The sequence below is a fragment of the Sandarakinorhabdus sp. genome (genome assembly GCF_031430775.1).
GTDB lineage: Bacteria > Pseudomonadota > Alphaproteobacteria > Sphingomonadales > Sphingomonadaceae > Sandarakinorhabdus.
The window spans coordinates 14,140-31,308 of the sequence record NZ_JANPCD010000136.1 but is presented as its reverse complement, the minus strand read 5'-3'; the positions used below and the strand labels follow the sequence as shown (position 1 = coordinate 31,308).

At 64.1% G+C, this 17,169-nt stretch carries 18 protein-coding genes; 8 read left to right on the top strand and 10 right to left on the bottom strand.

The genetic code is table 11. From position 1 onward, the window contains the following. Positions 1 to 181 precede the first annotated feature (181 nt). The 7 genes from RMQ73_RS08560 to hisI all read right to left on the bottom strand — a co-directional run bounded on the left by RMQ73_RS08560 (position 182) and on the right by hisI (position 6,195). Positions 182 to 427: a hypothetical protein gene (locus RMQ73_RS08560; protein ID WP_310497727.1), complete on the bottom strand. Its 246-nt coding sequence runs from the start codon at positions 425 to 427 to the stop codon at positions 182 to 184. Between the two features lie 15 nt (positions 428 to 442). Continuing rightward, a complete protein-coding gene (locus RMQ73_RS08555; protein WP_310497726.1) occupies positions 443 to 1,654 on the bottom strand; it encodes an acetyl-CoA C-acetyltransferase in 1,212 nt (403 codons plus the stop codon). An 11-nt stretch (positions 1,655 to 1,665) separates the two neighbouring features. Then, positions 1,666 to 3,456 (bottom strand): acyl-CoA dehydrogenase C-terminal domain-containing protein, encoded by a 1,791-nt coding sequence (locus RMQ73_RS08550; RefSeq protein ID WP_310497725.1) that lies wholly within the window; start codon positions 3,454 to 3,456, stop codon positions 1,666 to 1,668. A 9-nt stretch (positions 3,457 to 3,465) separates the two neighbouring features. Further along, positions 3,466 to 3,873 (bottom strand): MerR family DNA-binding transcriptional regulator, encoded by a 408-nt coding sequence (locus tag RMQ73_RS08545; protein WP_310497729.1) that lies wholly within the window; start codon positions 3,871 to 3,873, stop codon positions 3,466 to 3,468. Positions 3,874 to 3,938: 65 nt separating this feature from the next. Further along, positions 3,939 to 4,586, bottom strand: a complete 648-nt coding sequence (locus RMQ73_RS08540; RefSeq protein ID WP_310497724.1) for a hypothetical protein — start codon at positions 4,584 to 4,586, stop codon at positions 3,939 to 3,941. After that, complete coding sequence (locus tag RMQ73_RS08535; protein ID WP_310497723.1) at positions 4,583 to 5,812, bottom strand: cytochrome P450; 1,230 nt, start codon at positions 5,810 to 5,812, stop codon at positions 4,583 to 4,585. Before RMQ73_RS08535 ends, RMQ73_RS08540 begins: the two co-directional genes overlap by 4 nt. Further along, positions 5,809 to 6,195, bottom strand: coding sequence for a phosphoribosyl-AMP cyclohydrolase (gene hisI / locus RMQ73_RS08530; protein WP_310497722.1), 387 nt, complete (start codon positions 6,193 to 6,195; stop codon positions 5,809 to 5,811). Before hisI ends, RMQ73_RS08535 begins: the two co-directional genes overlap by 4 nt. A gap of 99 nt (positions 6,196 to 6,294) precedes the next feature. Here hisI and purF point away from each other — a divergent pair, with 99 nt between their 5' ends. Together purF and RMQ73_RS08520 are read left to right on the top strand one after the other, a co-directional pair. Beyond that, a complete protein-coding gene (gene purF, locus RMQ73_RS08525) occupies positions 6,295 to 7,752 on the top strand; it encodes an amidophosphoribosyltransferase (protein ID WP_310497728.1) in 1,458 nt (485 codons plus the stop codon). 9 nt (positions 7,753 to 7,761) lie between these two features. Further along, on the top strand, positions 7,762 to 8,439 hold the full coding sequence (locus RMQ73_RS08520; protein WP_310497721.1) for an SDR family NAD(P)-dependent oxidoreductase: 678 nt from the start codon (positions 7,762 to 7,764) through the stop codon (positions 8,437 to 8,439). Between the two features lie 12 nt (positions 8,440 to 8,451). Here RMQ73_RS08520 and def read toward each other — a convergent pair whose 3' ends face one another. Together def and recR are read right to left on the bottom strand one after the other, a co-directional pair. Beyond that, positions 8,452 to 9,021, bottom strand: coding sequence for a peptide deformylase (gene def / locus RMQ73_RS08515; protein WP_310497720.1), 570 nt, complete (start codon positions 9,019 to 9,021; stop codon positions 8,452 to 8,454). Positions 9,022 to 9,094: 73 nt separating this feature from the next. Beyond that, the gene (gene recR / locus RMQ73_RS08510; RefSeq protein ID WP_310497719.1) at positions 9,095 to 9,691 is read right to left on the bottom strand and encodes a recombination mediator RecR; all 597 of its coding nucleotides are present in this window, start codon (positions 9,689 to 9,691) and stop codon (positions 9,095 to 9,097) included. Positions 9,692 to 9,827: 136 nt separating this feature from the next. Between recR and acnA the strand changes: the two genes are divergently transcribed. After that, positions 9,828 to 12,512 carry an aconitate hydratase AcnA gene (acnA, locus tag RMQ73_RS08505; RefSeq protein ID WP_310497718.1) on the top strand — a complete coding sequence of 895 codons (2,685 nt, stop codon included), beginning with the start codon at positions 9,828 to 9,830 and terminating at the stop codon, positions 12,510 to 12,512. An 8-nt stretch (positions 12,513 to 12,520) separates the two neighbouring features. Beyond that, positions 12,521 to 12,763 carry a CBU_0592 family membrane protein gene (locus tag RMQ73_RS08500; protein ID WP_310497717.1) on the top strand — a complete coding sequence of 81 codons (243 nt, stop codon included), beginning with the start codon at positions 12,521 to 12,523 and terminating at the stop codon, positions 12,761 to 12,763. An 8-nt stretch (positions 12,764 to 12,771) separates the two neighbouring features. On the opposite strand, the gene RMQ73_RS08495 is transcribed toward RMQ73_RS08500, so the two are convergent. Then, positions 12,772 to 13,500 carry a haloacid dehalogenase-like hydrolase gene (locus RMQ73_RS08495; protein WP_310497716.1) on the bottom strand — a complete coding sequence of 243 codons (729 nt, stop codon included), beginning with the start codon at positions 13,498 to 13,500 and terminating at the stop codon, positions 12,772 to 12,774. 54 nt (positions 13,501 to 13,554) lie between these two features. On the opposite strand from RMQ73_RS08495, the gene RMQ73_RS08490 reads away from it, so the two are divergent. The 4 genes from RMQ73_RS08490 to RMQ73_RS08475 are packed head-to-tail and all read left to right on the top strand — an operon-like array spanning position 13,555 to position 17,112. After that, positions 13,555 to 14,688, top strand: coding sequence for an MlaE family lipid ABC transporter permease subunit (locus tag RMQ73_RS08490; protein WP_310497715.1), 1,134 nt, complete (start codon positions 13,555 to 13,557; stop codon positions 14,686 to 14,688). After that, positions 14,688 to 15,503, top strand: coding sequence for an ATP-binding cassette domain-containing protein (locus RMQ73_RS08485; protein WP_310497714.1), 816 nt, complete (start codon positions 14,688 to 14,690; stop codon positions 15,501 to 15,503). The genes RMQ73_RS08490 and RMQ73_RS08485 overlap by 1 nt, the downstream gene beginning before the upstream one ends. Next, positions 15,503 to 16,471, top strand: a complete 969-nt coding sequence (locus RMQ73_RS08480; protein ID WP_310497712.1) for an MlaD family protein — start codon at positions 15,503 to 15,505, stop codon at positions 16,469 to 16,471. The genes RMQ73_RS08485 and RMQ73_RS08480 overlap by 1 nt, the downstream gene beginning before the upstream one ends. Beyond that, positions 16,468 to 17,112, top strand: coding sequence for an ABC-type transport auxiliary lipoprotein family protein (locus RMQ73_RS08475; protein WP_310497711.1), 645 nt, complete (start codon positions 16,468 to 16,470; stop codon positions 17,110 to 17,112). The genes RMQ73_RS08480 and RMQ73_RS08475 overlap by 4 nt, the downstream gene beginning before the upstream one ends. Positions 17,113 to 17,169: the final 57 nt, after the last annotated feature.

Here is a 17,169-nt window from a genome sequence, read left to right as displayed (position 1 = left end):
CCCTTCACGGCGTCGTCGGTCTTCAGCCGCTCAATCGCAGCGGCCAGATCGGCCTGCACTTCGGGTGTGATGACGTTCATCGACTGGCCGGGCACGTCGATGGTGAGCAGCAGGATGCCATCGGCATCAAGTTCGGAACGGATTGCAGTGTAGGTCATGTAAACCCAATCATGTTAGAGTGCTAGCCGTGTAGATCATCCCATTCATCACTGGCGTGCAAATGTTTCACCGCACGACCAGTATGGTGTTCTATCCCGTGAATTTTGTCTGCCATTCTCTGCTGACGATTTTCAATTTGTCCTAAATAGTATCGAACGTTTTCGATTTGCTTATTGAGGTTGTTCAAACCATTTAAGATTTTTACACCCCAAAGGATAGCCAAAATAGCAAATACAGTAACTACGTATGTGAGATTTGCAGAGAGCATCAACCCACCTCTATTCTATATACGCTCGATGATTGTCCCCGTGCCCATGCCGGCGCCGACGCACAAGTTCACCAGCGCGGTGCCCTTGCCGGTGCGCTCAAGCTCGTCGAGCACGGTGCCCAGGATCATCGCGCCGGTGGCCCCCAGCGGATGCCCCATCGCGATAGCGCCGCCGTTCACGTTGATCCGGTCGTGCGGGATGTTCAGCGCCTGCATGTAACGCAGCACGACGGATGCGAATGCCTCGTTCAGCTCGAACAGGTCGATATCATCCTTGGTCATGCCGGCACGGGCCAGCACCTTGTGCGCCACAAACTCCGGCCCGGTCAGCATGATCATCGGTTCGGACCCGATGCTGGCCATGGCGCGAATGCGGGCGCGCGGCTTCAGGCCGTATTTCTCGCCCATCGCCTTGTTGCCGACCAGAATGGCGGCAGCACCGTCAACGATGCCGGACGAATTGCCGCCATGGTGGACATGGTCGATCTTCTCGATTTCCGGATACCGCATGAGCGCTATGGCATCGAAGCCGGGCATGGATTCGCCCATCGCCTGGAACGCCGGCGCAAGCCCGCCCAGCGACTGCATGTCGGTGCCGGGGCGCATATGCTCGTCATGCGCCAGCACCACTTCGCCGATGACATCGCGCACCGGCACGATGGAGCCCTTGAAACGGCCCTCGGCCCAGGCATGCGCAGCACGGCGCTGCGATTCCATCGCATAGGCATCGACGTCATTGCGGCTGAAGCCATATTTGGTGGCGATGAGATCAGCACCGATGCCCTGCGGCGCGAAATAGGTTTTCCACGCCACGGCCGGGTCCATCGCCCATGCCGCACCGTCGCTGCCCATCGGCACGCGCGACATGGATTCGACGCCGCCGCCGATGGCAAACATCGCTTCGCCGGCCATCACCTTGGCAGCGGCCATGTTGGTCGCCTCAAGACCCGAGGCGCAGAAACGGTTGATCTGCACGCCGGCGGTGGTTTCGGCGTAATCGGCGTTCAGGACCGCGATACGGGCGATGTCGCTGCCCTGTTCACCGACCGGCGACACGCAGCCGAAGACGACATCGTCCACATCGGCGGTGTCGATGCCGGTGCGGTCGCGCACGGCCTGCAACACCTGCGTCGCCAGCTGGATCGGCGTGATTTCGTGCAGCTTGCCGTCCTTGCGGCCTTTGCCGCGCGGCGTGCGCACAGCTTCGTAGATATAGGCTTCGGTCATGACGCTTCCTTTCAGAACATTTCGGCCGGCATGGCCATCATCGGCTCGGCGCCGGCCTCGACCCTGGCCCGCAGCGCCGATGTTTCGGGCAGCACACGGGCAGCGAAGTGGCGGGCGGTAATCAGCTTGGCATTGTAGAAATCGGGATCGTTGCTGCCATCATCAAGCGCCGCAAGACTGGCGCGAGCCATCAACAGCCACATATGCCCCAGCGCGACATGCCCCATCAGATGCATGAAGGCCGTGGCGCCGGCGCCGGCATTGTCGGGGTTGGCCATGCCGTGCTGCAGCAGCCACATGACGCAGGCCTGAAGATCGGCAAGGCTCTTTTGCAAAGGCCCGGTGACAAAGGCCAGCCGCTCATCGCTGGCCGCCGCAACATCGCCGCCGACCATGGCCAGCCACGCCTGGGTGCCGCGCCCGCCCTTGGCGCCCAGCTTGCGGCCAACCAGATCGAGCGCCTGGATGCCGTTGGTGCCTTCGTAGATCTGGGCGATACGGGCATCGCGCACGAACTGTTCCATGCCCCATTCGCGGATATAGCCGTGCCCGCCAAACACCTGCTGGCAATTGGTGGCGATTTCATAGCCCTTGTCGGTGCCATAGCCCTTGATGACCGGCGTGAGCAGGCTGATGAGGTCGTCGGCGCGGGTGCGTTCTTCCTCGGTGCGGGCGCATTTGGTCAGATCGACCTGCAGGCCGCCCCACAGGATCAGCGCGCGCAACCCCTCGTTGGTGGCGCGGGCGTCCATCAACATGCGGCGCACATCGGGGTGGACGATGATGGGGTCGGCCTTGCCATCCGGGTTCTTGGCGCCGGTCAGGCTGCGGCCCTGCAACCGGTCGCGGGCATAGCTGACAGCATTCTGATAGGCGACTTCACCCTGTGCCAGACCCTGGATGCCGACGCCCAATCGCGCCGCGTTCATCATGATGAACATGGCCGCCAGCCCCTTCATTTCCTCGCCGAGCATGTACCCGGCGGCGCCGTCATAGTTCATCACGCAGGTGGCATTGGCGTGGATGCCCATCTTGTGTTCGATGGAACCGCAAGTGACGCCGTTGCGCGCACCCAGGCTGCCATCATCGTTCACGAGGAACTTGGGCACGATGAACAGGCTGATACCCTTGACGCTGTCGGGCGCGCCCGGTGTCTTGGCCAGCACGAGATGGACGATGTTTTCCGACAGGTCGTGTTCACCGGCCGAAATGAAGATCTTGGTGCCGGAAATCCGCCAGCTGCCGTCCGATGCAGGCTCGGCGCGGGTGCGGATAAGGCCGAGATCGGTGCCGCACTGCGGTTCCGTCAGGTTCATGGTGCCGGTCCAGCGGCCATGCACCATGTTGGGCAACCATTTCGCCTTTTGTTCGGGGCTGCCGACGACTTCGATGGCGGCCTGCGCGCCTTCGTTGAGGCCGGGGTACATGGCAAAGGCCATGTTGGAACTGGCCATGTATTCCTGCATCACCGCACCGATGGTGTAGGGCAGGCCCTGCCCGCCCCAATGCGGGTCTGCCACCAGCGTGCCCCAGCCGGCTTCGCAGAACTGGGCATAGGCGGCCTTGAATCCGCCGGGCGCGGAGACGCTGCCATCGGCATGGCGGGTGCAGCCCTCGATATCGCCGGACAGGTTCAATGGCGCCAGCACCTCTGCGCAGAATTTGCCGCCTTCCTCCAGAATCGCCGTCACGACATCGGGGCTGGCGGATTCAAATCCGGGCAGGTCGGCATGGCGGGACAGGCCGACAATGGCATCAAGGACAAACGCGGTGTCTTTAACGGGCGCGCGATAGCTGGGCATTGCGGTTCCTCAATTGGCCTTGGGCGTCATCGATTGTTCGACAACGGCGCAAAAGGCCTGAAGTTCTTCGATGGTGGCATCAAGATCGCTGCGTTGTTCCATCAGCGCGTGGATGCGTGTCCGGCATTTGTCCAAGGTGACACGCTTTTGTGTCGATCGGTTGTCACCCAGATCATAAAGATCGATCATCTCGCGAATTTCCGCGAGCGAAAAGCCGACGTTCTTGGCGCGCAAGATCCACGCCAGACGGGCGCGGTCGCGGCGGGAATAGATGCGGTTCTGGCCCTGACGCTCGGGCGCGATCAGGCCCTGGTCTTCGTAAAAACGAATGGCGCGCGGCGTGATGTTGAAGGCCAGCGCCAGTTCGGTGATAGTGAAATGGCTGGCATCACCCGGCGCGCCCGGCACCGGCGCCATGGCAAAGGCGTCGGTAAGGGCGGTCAAAAGCGCGGCGGATGAGGCATCGGACATGCCCCGATTTTCTAGTTGACGTTAACGTAAAGGTCAAGCGCACGCGCGACGATATCGCGGTTGTGGTGGCGATAAACACCCGGCGCGGATTGGCCGGCCAGCGCGATGAGCGCCGCCGCGATGCTGGTCGCCGGCACAGCGCCATAATGATCGAAACGTGCCGGCAGGAACAAATCGATGGTCGGCGCCAGCCATTGCAAGAATGCCTCGACCGGCCGGCGCTTAGGGCGCGGCCCAAGAATCAGGCCGGGCTGGAGAATGTCGAGCCGGTCAAAACCCATGGTGGCCAGCGCAGTCTCGATTTCGCCTTTTGTACGATTGTACAATAGCGGCGACCCCGGATTGGCGCCAACCGCTGAAACCAAAAGGAAATGCCTGACGCCGGCAGCCTGTGCAGCGCGAGAAAAGGCCAGAACTGCATCAAAATCGACTGCTTTGAAGGCATCTGGACCGCCGGCGTCGCGGATCGTGGTGCCCAGCGCGCAGATTGCGGTGCCGGCGCGCGGCAGTTTCGGTAAAGCGGCAAAATCCGCCACCACTTCGCCGGCCATGCCAGTCGCGCGCCGCCCGACCGGTACGACGCGCCGGGCCAGCCGCGCCGCCACGCCCAGCACGCGGCTGCCGACAAGGCCGGTGGCGCCGGCGAGCAAGATTGTCATTGTTGCGGCCTGGGCTGCGGCCTGACCCACAGTTCCTTAACGCCATTGAATGCAGCCGAAATGTTGCGCTCGATAGGCTCGCCCGCCAGAACCAGATCCGGGAAGCGCGCCAGCAGGCGGTTCAGAGCAATCTCGGCCTCGGCGCGCGCCAAAGGTGCGCCAAGGCAGAAATGCACGCCGCCGCCAAAGGCAAAATGCGTCTTGTCGGCCCGGTCGATATCAAAGGTCAGCGGGTCGTCGTGCAGGGCCGGGTCCTGGCTGGCGGCCATCAGGAAGGTGGTGACCGCAGCACCGGCGGCAACCGGGCAACCGCCGATTTCGCGCGGCTCCAGCGGGATGCGCAGCGATTGCATTACCGGCGGGTCAAGCCGCAGTGTTTCCTCGATCGCATCGCCGATGCGGGCGGGGTTGACCGTGACCACCCCGAGTTGGTCGGGGTGCCGCAGCAGCGCCAGCACGCAATTGCCGATAAGATCGGTGGTGGTCAGGTTGCCGGCCAGCAGCAGCAGGTTGCACATGGTGACGATCTCCTGCGTGCTGAGACAGTCGCCATTGTCCTCCACGGCGATCAACGCGCTGATCAGGTCTTCGCGCGGTGCCGCGCGGCGTTCGTCGATGGCGCGTTCGAAATAGGCGCTGAGTTCGTCAGCATTGGCCTTGAGGCCGGCCAGCAATTCCGGCGTGCGCAGCGGTGAAAACACATTGGCCAGCCCCTTGGACCAGCGGCGGAAATCGGCGCGGTCGGCGGCATCGACCCCCAACATGGCCGCAATGACGATGATCGGCAGCGGCGAGGCATAGGCATCGATCAGGTCGAAACTGTCGGCGCCGGCAACGGCATCCAGCAGTTCGTCGGCAACCGCAGCCACCTGCGGGCGCATCGATTCAATGGCGCGGGCGTTGAAGGCGTGGGTGACCAGCCGCCGCAGCCGGGCATGGTCCGGGTCATCCAGCATCAGCATCGAGCGGGGCGCTTCGCGATCCTGTCCGGTCATGAAGCGCTGCACCACCGAATCGGGCGCGGCGTTGTCGGCATTCACCGACAGGCTGCGGTCCTTGAGCACGGCTGCGACATCGGCAGCACGTGTCAGCACCGTGCGGCCCAGCATGCTATCGTGATGCACCGGGTCATTCGCGCGCAGCACATCGAAACGCTCATGCGGCCGATTGCGGAAAATCTCGTCGAATACCGTCAGTTCAAGGCCGGTGGGAACGGGTGTCGTCATGCCGGATTTCCTTGATTGGACGTGACCAGCCCGTTCGGACCGATGATGCGGTAAAAGCACGATCGTTCGCCGGTATGACAGGCCGGCCCGGCCGGTTCCACCTTGAGAAGAATGGCATCCTGGTCGCAATCGATACGCATTTCGACGACGCGCTGGGTGTTCCCCGACGTGGCGCCCTTGTGCCAGAGCTGCCGGCGCGACCGGCTCCAGTAATGTGCCTCGCCGGTGGCAATGGTCGCGGCCAGCGCATCGGCGTTCATGTGCGCGACCATCAACACTTCGCCCGAGGCGGCATCGGCTGCCACGGCGGTGATGAGCCCCATGGCGTCCCAGCGCGGGGACAGCTGCAATTCGGTTTCCGGGCGGGTTTCATTTGGGCTCATGTTACAGTTCCGCATCACTTCTGGGGCGACAAGCCGTTATTGCCCCCCTATATGGCGGGCACATTTCGGGGCTGACGAGGTTGCTAACCCATGGACACGATGTTGACCACCGATCCGTGGGAAGACGACCATCTGCATGAGGAATGCGGCGTGTTCGGCGTCTATGGCGCCGATGGTGCCGCTGCGCTGGTGGCGCTGGGCCTGCATGCGCTCCAGCATCGCGGCCAGGAAGCCGCCGGCATCACCACATTCGATGGCCGCGATTTCCATACCCACCGCGCCATGGGGCATGTGGCGGGCAATTTCGACAGCGACGCCGTCATCTCCAAGCTCAAGGGCGATGTCGCCATCGGCCACAACCGTTATTCCACCGCTGGCGAAACGGCGCTGCGCAACGTGCAGCCGCTGTTTGCCGAACTGGCCAGTGGCGGCTTTGCCGTGGCGCATAACGGCAATATTTCCAATGCGGTAACGCTGCGCCGTGAACTGGTGCGGCGCGGTTCCATCTTCCAATCCACCAGCGATACCGAAGTCATCATTCACCTGGTGGCGACATCATCCTATCGCACGCTGCTCGACCGCTTCATCGATGCGCTCAAGCGTGTCGAGGGCGCTTATTCACTGCTGTGCCTGACACCCGAAGGCATGCTGGCCTGCCGCGATCCGCTGGGCGTGCGGCCGCTGGTGCTGGGCCGGCTGGGTGACAGCTATATCCTCGCGTCCGAGACCGTGGCGCTTGATGTCGTCGGCGCCACCTTCCTGCGCTCAGTGGAGCCGGGCGAGCTCATCATCATCTCGGCGCGCGGCCTGCGCTCGATCCGGCCGTTCGCCGTCCAGCGCCCGCGCCCGTGCATTTTCGAACATGTCTATTTCAGCCGGCCCGATTCGATGGTCGATGGCAGCAGCGTTTATCAGGTGCGCAAGCACATCGGCGCCGAACTGGCCCGCGAAAGCCCCGTGGAGGCCGACATGGTCGTGCCGGTGCCCGATAGCGGCACGCCGGCGGCCATCGGCTTTGCCCAGGAAAGCGGCATTCCCTTTGAGCTGGGCATCATTCGCAGCCATTATGTCGGCCGCACCTTCATCCAGCCGGGCGACCAGATCAGGAACCTTGGCGTCAAGCTGAAGCACAATGCCAACCGCGCCATGATCACCGGCAAGCGCGTGGTCCTGATCGACGATTCGATCGTGCGCGGCACCACCAGCGTCAAGATCGTGCAGATGCTGCGCGAAGCCGGCGCCGAGGAAGTGCACATGCGTATCGCCAGCCCGCCGACGCGGCACAGCTGTTTCTATGGCGTGGACACGCCGGAACGCTCCAAGCTGCTGGCGGCGCAGATGGATGTCGAGCGCATGCGCGATTACATCAAGGTCGACAGCCTGGCGTTCCTGTCCATCGATGGCCTGTACCGGGCCTTGGGCGAAGCGGCCCGCGAAGACACGGCACCGCAATTTTGCGATGCGTGCTTCACCGGCGATTACCCGACACGCCTGACCGACCAGGAAGATACCGAAGTGCCCGACCAGTTCAGCCTGTTGGCCGAACGCGTCATCTGATCAGCCGCCATGACTGACGACACCAAGAAACTCGCGCTGGTCACGGGCGCCAGCCGCGGCATCGGCGCCGAGACGGCCGTGGCACTGGCAGCGGCGGGCTGGCATGTCATCGCGACAGCGCGGTCCGAGGCCGGCCTGAAGGAAGTGGACGACCGCATCCATGCCGCTGGCGGCACTGCCACCATCGCGCCGTTCGACATGGCCGATTTCGATGCCATCGACCGGCTGGCGGCAGCGGTTGGCGCGCGCTGGGGCCGGCTGGATGCGCTGGTCATCAATGCCGCCATGCTGGGCACGCTGGCGCCGGTGCAGCACCTTGACCTCAAGGAATGGGACAAGATCCTTGCGCTCAACCTGACGGCGCCGTTCCGGCTGATCCGCGCCTTCGATCCGTGGCTGCGCCGAGCTCCGGCAGGCGATGTGGTGGCCGTCACTTCGTCGGTGGGCAGCAAGCCAAGGGCCTATTGGGGCGGCTATGGCGCCAGCAAGGCGGCGCTGGAAAATCTGGTCGCCGTTTATGGCGCCGAAACCAGCAATGTCAGCGCAATCCGCACCCATGTCGTCGATCCGGGCGCGACACGGACCAAGATGCGCGCTTCCGCCTTTCCGGGCGAAGACCCGGCCAGCGTCAAGCCCGCCGACGAAGCCGCCGCGCTGGTTATAGCTGCGATTGCCGCGCCGCGATAAAGCGGCTCCCGATCAGGCTGCGCGATGCGACTTGCGAATTTTATCCAGTTTTTTCAATAACATGTTGCGCTTGAGCTTGCTCAGATGGTCGATGAACAAGATGCCTTCGAGATGGTCCATTTCGTGCTGCAGGCACGTTGCCAGCAGGCCATCGAGTTCCTCGTCGTGCGGGGCGCCGGTTTCGTCCAACCAGGTGACGCGTACCCGCGCCGGCCGGTCGACATCGGCATACATGTCCGGCACCGACAGGCAGCCTTCGTTGTAGATCGACAGCTCTTCTGATTCCCAGGTGATGACCGGGTTGATGAACACCTTGGGGTCGCGGACGAACTTCATGCCTGCCGCTTCCTCCTCGCTTTCGGGCTCGGCGGCGTCGGGGTCTTCGGGGCGTTGCAGGTCGATCACCAATATGCGTTCGGCCACACCGACCTGGATGGCGGCAAGGCCAATGCCGGGCGCGTCGTACATCGTCTCGAACATGTCGGCGATCAGTGTGCGGTGCGCGTCGGTGACTTGGGCCACGGGCGTGCTGATGGTTTTCAGCAGGGGGTCGGGCGTTTCGATGATGGGAAGTATGGCCATGGCGGGCAGGTAAGAGCGAAGCGCCGGGACGTCAACGGGCCCGCCGGCGGATTGCCGGCAAAACCCTTGATCATCAGCTCACCAGCCGCCGCGCCCGCAGCGCCAGCGCGAGTGTGCCTTCGTCGAGATAATCCAGCTCGCCGCCCACCGGCAGCCCCTGTGCCAACTGCATGACGCGCACACCCAGCGGCGCCAGACGCTCCGCGACATAATGCATGGTGGTCTGCCCTTCCAGCGTGGCGTTCATGGCCAGCACGACCTCGGCGATGCCGCCGTCCGCCACCCGCGCCACCAAGCTGTCTATTGCAAGATCGCCCGGTCCCACGCCGTCCAGCGCCGACAGCCTCCCACCCAGCACATGGAAACGCCCGGCAAACAGGCGTTTGTCATCCAGCGCCCACAGGTCGGCAACATCTTCGACAACGCACAGCATGGCCGGGTCGCGGCGCGGATCGGCGCAGATGCTGCATGGGTCGCGCGTTTCGACATTGCCGCAAAGGCCGCAGACGATGAGGTTGGCTTCGACGGCTTTGAGCGCAGCCAGCAGCGGCGCCAGCGCGGTTTCGCGTTTCTTGATGAGATGCAGCACTGCGCGCCGCGCCGAACGCGGGCCAAGGCCGGGCAACCGCGCCAGCGCCTTGGACAATGCATCGATTTCGGGAGACGCCATGGTATACCTTAGCGGCGGTGCGCCCAGCGCTGCAACCCGTTCGAAATTTTGCGCGGCAATGGATGACTGGCAGACTTTGCGCGGTGCAGCATATGCGGTAGAGCCTGCGGCAAATCCAGCCACAAGGAACGACCCCATGACCGCCATCGGCCAGGACAGCCTCGATACCCGCCGCACGCTTGATGTGAACGGCAAGAGCTATGCCTATTACAGCCTGTCGGCGGCAGCGGCGAAGCTGGGCGATGTCTCGCGCCTGCCCTATTCGATGAAGGTATTGCTAGAAAACCTGCTGCGCTTCGAAGATGGCGGCACGGTCAAGGTCGCCGATCTGCAGGCGATGGTCAATTGGCAGGCAACGCGCACCAGCAACCATGAAATCAACTATCGCCCAGCCCGTGTGCTGATGCAGGATTTCACCGGCGTGCCGTGCGTCGTCGATCTCGCCGCGATGCGCGATGCCATCACCAAGCTGGGCGGCGACCCGCAGAAGATCAACCCGCTGGTCCCCGTCGATCTGGTCATCGACCATAGCGTGATGGTCGATGAATTCGGCAATCCGACCGCATTTGAAGACAATATGGCGCTGGAATATGCGCGCAATATCGAACGCTATGAGTTCCTGCGCTGGGGATCGCAGGCGCTGAAGAACTTCCGCGTCGTGCCGCCCGGCACCGGCATCTGCCACCAGGTCAATCTGGAGTATCTGGCGCAGGCGGTATGGACCAGCGAAGACGCGAGCGGTGCCTCAGTCGCCTACCCCGACACCGTGGTCGGCACCGACAGCCACACGACGATGATCAACGGCCTGGGCGTGCTCGGCTGGGGTGTCGGCGGCATCGAGGCCGAAGCTGCCATGCTCGGTCAGCCGGTGTCCATGCTGATCCCCGAAGTGGTCGGCTTCAAGCTGACCGGCGCCATGCCCGAGGGCATCACCGCCACCGATCTGGTGCTGACCGTCACCCAGATGCTGCGCAAACACGGCGTCGTCGGGCGTTTCGTCGAATTCTTCGGCCCTGGCCTTGATGCGCTGACGCTGGCCGACCGTGCCACCATCGCCAACATGGCGCCGGAATATGGCGCCACCTGCGGGTTCTTCCCGATCGACGAAGCCACGCTGGATTACATGCGCCTGTCCGGCCGCGACGCCGATCGTATCGCGCTGGTGAAGGCCTATTGCCAGGCGCAGGGCCTGTGGCGCGAAGCCGGCACCCCCGACCCCGTGTTCACCGACACGCTCGGGCTTGATCTTGCCACCGTGCTGCCCAGCCTCGCCGGCCCGCGCCGCCCGCAGGACAAGGTGCTGCTGTCCGACGCCAAGCCGGCGTTCGAAGGCGAACTGGCCGGCGGCTACAAACAGGCCGACATGATGCAAAAGCGCGTCGCGGTCGCCGGCGCCAGCTATGACATCGGGCACGGCGATGTCGTGATTGCCGCCATCACGAGCTGCACCAACACATCCAACCCCAATGTGCTGATCGCCGCCGGACTGGTAGCCCGCAAGGCGCATGCGCTTGGCCTCAAGGTCAAGCCTTGGGTGAAAACCTCGCTGGCGCCGGGTTCGAAAGTGGTCACCGACTACTTCGACAAATCCGGCCTCACCGCCGACATGGACGCCATGGGTTTCAACCTGGTCGGCTATGGCTGCACCACCTGCATCGGCAACTCCGGCCCGCTGCCTGAACCGATTTCGGATGCGATCAATGGCAATGACATCGTTGCCGCATCGGTCCTGTCGGGCAACCGCAACTTCGAAGGGCGCGTGAGCGCGGACGTTAAGGCCAATTACCTCGCCTCGCCGCCGCTGGTTGTGGCCTATGCGCTGGCCGGCACCATGCGCCTTGACCTGACGACGCAGGCGCTGGGCATCGGCAGCGACGGCGGCGAAGTGTTCCTGCGGGACATCTGGCCGACCAACGCCGAAGTCGCCGGCATGGTCATGGCCAATGTCACGCCCGAAATGTTCGCCAGCCGTTATGCCAATGTCTTTGAAGGCGACGAACGCTGGCAGGCCATCAAGGTCGAGGGCGGCGCCACCTATCGTTGGAACACCGGCTCGACCTATGTGCAGAACCCGCCTTATTTCGAGGGCATGACGATGACGCCGACCGCCGTGAGCGATATTCGCGGCGCGCGGCCATTGGCGATCTTTGCCGATTCAATCACCACCGACCACATCAGCCCGGCCGGTTCGATCAAGGAATCCAGCCCCGCCGGCAAGTATCTGGGCGAGCGACAGGTCAGCCGCGCCGAATTCAACAGCTATGGCGCGCGGCGCGGCAACCATGAAGTGATGATGCGCGGCACCTTTGCCAATATCCGCATCAGGAACGAAATGGTGCCCGGCGTCGAAGGCGGGTTTACCCGGCACGTACCCACCGGCGCGCAGATGGCAATCTATGATGCCGCTATGGCCTACAAGGCCGAAGGCACGCCGCTGGTCATCGTCGCCGGCAAGGAATATGGCACCGGATCGAGCCGCGACTGGGCCGCCAAGGGCACCACATTGCTGGGCGTGCGCGCCGTCATCGCCGAAAGCTTCGAGCGTATCCACCGCTCCAACCTTGTGGGCATGGGCGTGCTGCCGCTGCAATTCGCACCCACGCACGACCGCGTGACCGCCGGCCTTGATGGCAGCGAAGTGTTCGATATCGAAGGCATGGCAACGCTGAAACCGCGCCAGATGATGACGGTGGCGTTCACGCGCGCCGATGGCACGACCGGCACCATCGAGGCGCTGTGCCGTATCGATACCGAGCAGGAGCTGGAGTATTTCTACGCTGGCGGCATCCTGCCTTACGTGCTGCGCAAACTGGCGGCCTGACCGGCCCCATGCAGGCCCTGGCCATCGAAACCGTCGGCTGGATCGGCGCCGGGCTGATCCTGCTGGCCTATGCGTTGGTGTCTGCTGGGCGCATCGATGGCCGGTCTGCGCTGTTCCAATGGCTGAACCTGGTGGGCGCGGCCGGGTTCGTCATCAACAGCGGCGCACATGGCGCCTGGCCTTCGACCATCCTCAACATCATCTGGATGGGTATCGGCATTGCCAGCCTTGTCCGGCTTGCGCGCCGCTGATCAAGCGCTCAGGCGCGTTCGAACAGGCTGTTTTCGACAGCGCCCCAGTCTGCGATTTCCCAGCCATGCGCCAATGCGTGTGCCCTGAGCGCCGCAGAAGCGTTGGCGGCGCGCACATTGCCGCCGCTTTCGAGCGCCAGCGCAAAGCACGGCAGGTCGGAGACATGGTCAGATGTGAAATCAAGGCGCGCGCCGGCCATGCCATGCGCCGCCATCCATGCCATCACAGCCGCACGCTTGGCCGGGCCATAGCAATTGTCGCCGACCAGCCGGTGGCCGACGCGGCCATGCGCGCGCACCGCCTCGGTGGCCACCACGTCGGTCACGCCTAGCTCGGCCGCGATGGCGCGGACATAATAGGCGTGGCTTGCCGATGCGATCAGTATGCGTTTTCCGGCGGCGCAATCGGCGGCAATCGCCGTACGGGCGCCGCCAAACACGTCATGGGCTGCAAAGCCCCCGGCAAAGGCGATTGCCGCTGCGGCCAGCCTGTCGCCATCGACCCAGCGGCCGATCATCAGCCGGTGCGCCCATGACTTGAGCGCGCCGCGATCGATCAGGCCAAGGCCATGCGCCAGCGCCGCCAAGACCAGCAGCGGCGACAGCAATATCCGCCACGGCGCCTCGCGCCGCACCCAGAATGCCAGCCATGGCAGCCAGCTGCCACGCCGGGTCAGGGTGCGATCAAGATCGTAGACGGCCAGCGCCTGCGCCATTTGCCCCTGCTGTGCCGTCACATCGCTCCCACTTGCCGCTTGCCTATCCCGCTTCGATACCGCACGAATCACGCCATGGGCAGTGTGTTGCGCTTCGAGAGTGACGACGCGGGTGATGGTGCCCGGCGCATAGCCTTTGCCGGGCCGCTGACCATGGCCAACATTTCGGGAATCGTCGGCGATGTCCGCGCGATCGTCCCGAGCGGTTCGGGCCTGTCCATCGACCTGTCGGCGGTCGACGATATCGACACCTCGGGTGCATGGATCGTCCACCGGTTGATCACCAGCTGGGCCGATGCCGGCATCACTGCGCAGGTCGACAATGCCAGCGAAGAGGCATCGCGGCTGATAACCGAGGTCGCCGCCAATGACGCGCCGGTTCCCAGCCGGCCACCGCGCGGCCAGGCCGCCACCGACCGGCTGGAGCGCATCGGCCGGGCGCTGGCGTTCCAGGGGTCCAACATTGTCAGGTTCATCGGCTTTCTAGGGCAGACTCTGGTGGTGCTGGGCGAAACGCTGATCGGGCGGCGCAAGCTGCGCTGGCACGCCATTATCCACCAGTGCGAAATGATCGGCGTCAACGCTCTGACCATCGTGGGGTTGTTGTTGTTCCTTGTCGGACTGGTCGTCGCCCAGCAGGGCGCCGTGCAACTGCGCCAGTTCGGTGCCGAGGTGTTCACCGTCAACCTGATTGGCCGCGCGACGACGCGCGAACTTGGCATATTGCTGACCGCCATCATGGTAGCGGGGCGGTCGGGGTCGGCGTTTGCCGCCCAGATCGGATCGATGAAGCTGAACCAGGAAGTGGATGCGCTGACCACTATCGGCCTGTCACCAATCGAGGTGCTGGTGGTGCCACGTGTCATCGCCTGCGCCATCATGCTGTTTCTGCTGGCATTTTTTGGCAACATCATGGCGCTTGTCGGCGGCGGCGTCTTTGTCTGGCTGGATTTCGGGTTGAGCCCCGGCGCCTATGTGCAACGCCTGCAAGAAGTCACTCCGCTCAGCGATTTCGTCATCGGCATGATCAAGGCGCCAGTGTTCGGCATCATCATCGCGCTGATGGGCTGTTTTCATGGACTGCAAGTGACCGGCAACGCCGAATCCGTCGGCAGCCGCACCACACAGGCCGTGGTCGAGGCGATTTTTGTCGTCATTGTCTTTGACGCCTTTTTCGCATTTTTCTTTTCGGCGCTGGGCTATAACTGATGGCGATGCTGTCTCCGATCCTGCCCGATGATGCCGATACCGTGATCAACTTGCGCGGCCTGGTCGTGCGCTTTGGCACGCAGACCGTGCTGAACGGGCTCGATCTCGACGTGCGGCGCGGCGAGATACTGGGTGTCGTTGGCGGCTCCGGGTCCGGCAAATCGGTCCTGATGCGCACCATCATCGGCCTGAACCGGGCCAGTGCCGGCAACATCACCATATTGAAACAGGATACAGACGGGGTGGACGGGCGCGGCCTGGACGGCGAAGCGGCCAAGGACCTGCGCCGCCGCTGGGGCGTATTGTTTCAGGAAGGCGCGCTGTTTTCCGCGTTGTCAGTGGCCGAGAACATCCAGGTGCCGATGCGCGAATTTCTCGACCTGCCGCAGGGATTGATGGACGAACTTGCCGGCTACAAGGTGCAGATGGTCGGCCTGCCGCCCGATGCCGGCGCGAAATTTCCCTCGCAGCTGTCCGGTGGCATGAAAAAGCGCGCCGGGCTGGCCCGGGCGCTGGCCATCGATCCGCAACTGGTGTTCCTTGATGAACCCACCGCTGGTCTTGATCCGATTTCGGCCGATGCGTTCGACGCGCTGATCCGCGTGCTGCGCGACACGCTGGGGCTGACGGTGTTTCTCATCACCCATGACCTTGATACGCTGTATGCTATCTGCGACCGGGTGGCCGTGCTGGGCGACGGCAAGGTGCTCGCCATGGGAACAATCGACGAATTGATGACGTTCGACCACCCCTGGGTCAAAAGCTACTTCGGTGGCCCGCGTGGCCGCGCCGCCGCGCCGCAGAAAGCAGCCTGATGGAAACCCGCAGCAATTATGTGATCGTCGGCGGCGTTGCCATGGCGCTGGCCGTCGGCATTTTGGTCATGGTCGTCTGGCTGGCGCGGTTTTCCAGGGACGACGACCAGCGTTTCGACATTTTTTTCGGCCAGTCCATCGCCGGGCTGAACATCGGCGCAGCGGTGGCATTCAACGGCGTGCCGGTCGGCAAGGTCGAGGAGATCAAGCTGCTGCCCGACACGCCGCAGTATGTGCGGGTCCGAATCAGCGTGCAAAAGGACGTGCCGGTGCTCAAGGGCACCAGCGCCGTGGTGGACAGCGTCGGCTTCACCGGCCCCGTCCAGGTGCAATTGTCGGGTGCCATGCAGGGGGCCGAACGCATCACCGAGCCCGGCCCCTATGGCGTGCCGATCATCCCGCCAAAACGCGGCGCATTGGGGCAGCTTTTGGCCAATGCACCGGAACTGCTCGGCAATATTTCGCGACTGGCGCAGCGGCTCGGAGACACGCTTGATCCGGCCAACCAGAAATCGATCGCCAATATCCTCAAGAACGCCGACCGTGCCAGCGGCGTGCTGGCTGACCAGGGCCCGGCAATTGCCGCAGCCATCGGCGATGCGCGCACCACGTTGAAGGCGGCAACCACGACCTTGCAGCGCATCGAGGCGCTGGCCGACAGCACGCAGACGTTGCTCGACAATGATGGCAAACCCTTGGCGGCCGAGTTGCGCGGCACGCTCAAGGCCGCCGCCAACAGCCTGGCCCGGTTCGATGAACTGACAGCAGCGGCGCGGCCTGGCGTGGAGACATTTTCGGGACAGACGCTGCCCGAAGCCACGCAATTGCTGCGCGAACTGCGCGAGACAACGGCCAGCCTGGGGGCAATCGCCGCCAAGCTGGACGAAGATCCGGCCGGGGCGTTGGTGGGTGGCCGCAAGCTGCCGACCTATCAGCCGCCGGCAAGCCCGAAGGAACCGCGCCCATGATGCGCCAGCAACTACGCTCGCAACTGCGCCAGCAACTGCGCCAGCAACTGCGCCTGCCCCCTGTCTTGCTGATTCTGGCACTGTCCGGCTGCGGGCCCCTGGTCCAGATCGGCGGCAACACGCCTGCGCCCGAAGCCCTGTTGACCCTGAGCGCCGCCGCCGTGCCTCGGCCCTATGGCGGGCCGGCGGCGGTTGGTGAGACACTGTCCGTTGCCGTGCCATCGGTGCCGGCAGTGCTGCAAACACTGCGCCTGCCGGTCACCACGAGCAGCGTCGAAACTTCCTATCTCGCCGGCGCCAGTTGGGCGGAACAGCCGGCGCGGCAATTCCAGCGGGTGCTGGCCGATACGCTGACCGCCGATGGCCAGGCGGTCATCGACGCACGCACCGGCGCCGTGCCCGCCGCGCGGCAGTTGACCGGCACGCTGCGCAGTTTCGGGCTGGACGTCAGCGGCGCGGCAGTGGTGCGCGTGCGCTATGATGCGCAGCTGGCCGGTCCGCGCGGCAATGGCTCGGTCGCTATCCGCCGTTTCGACACCGAAGAACCCGTCAGCAGCCAGACGCCTGCCGCTGTCGCTGCAGCCCTCAATCGCGCTGCCAACCGGGTTGCCGCCGATGTGGCGGCCTGGGTACGCGGCTAGGCACGTGCGCGGCTGGTCCATTGGCCAGTTGCTCTGATCGCGCTGCCTGTTGCATGG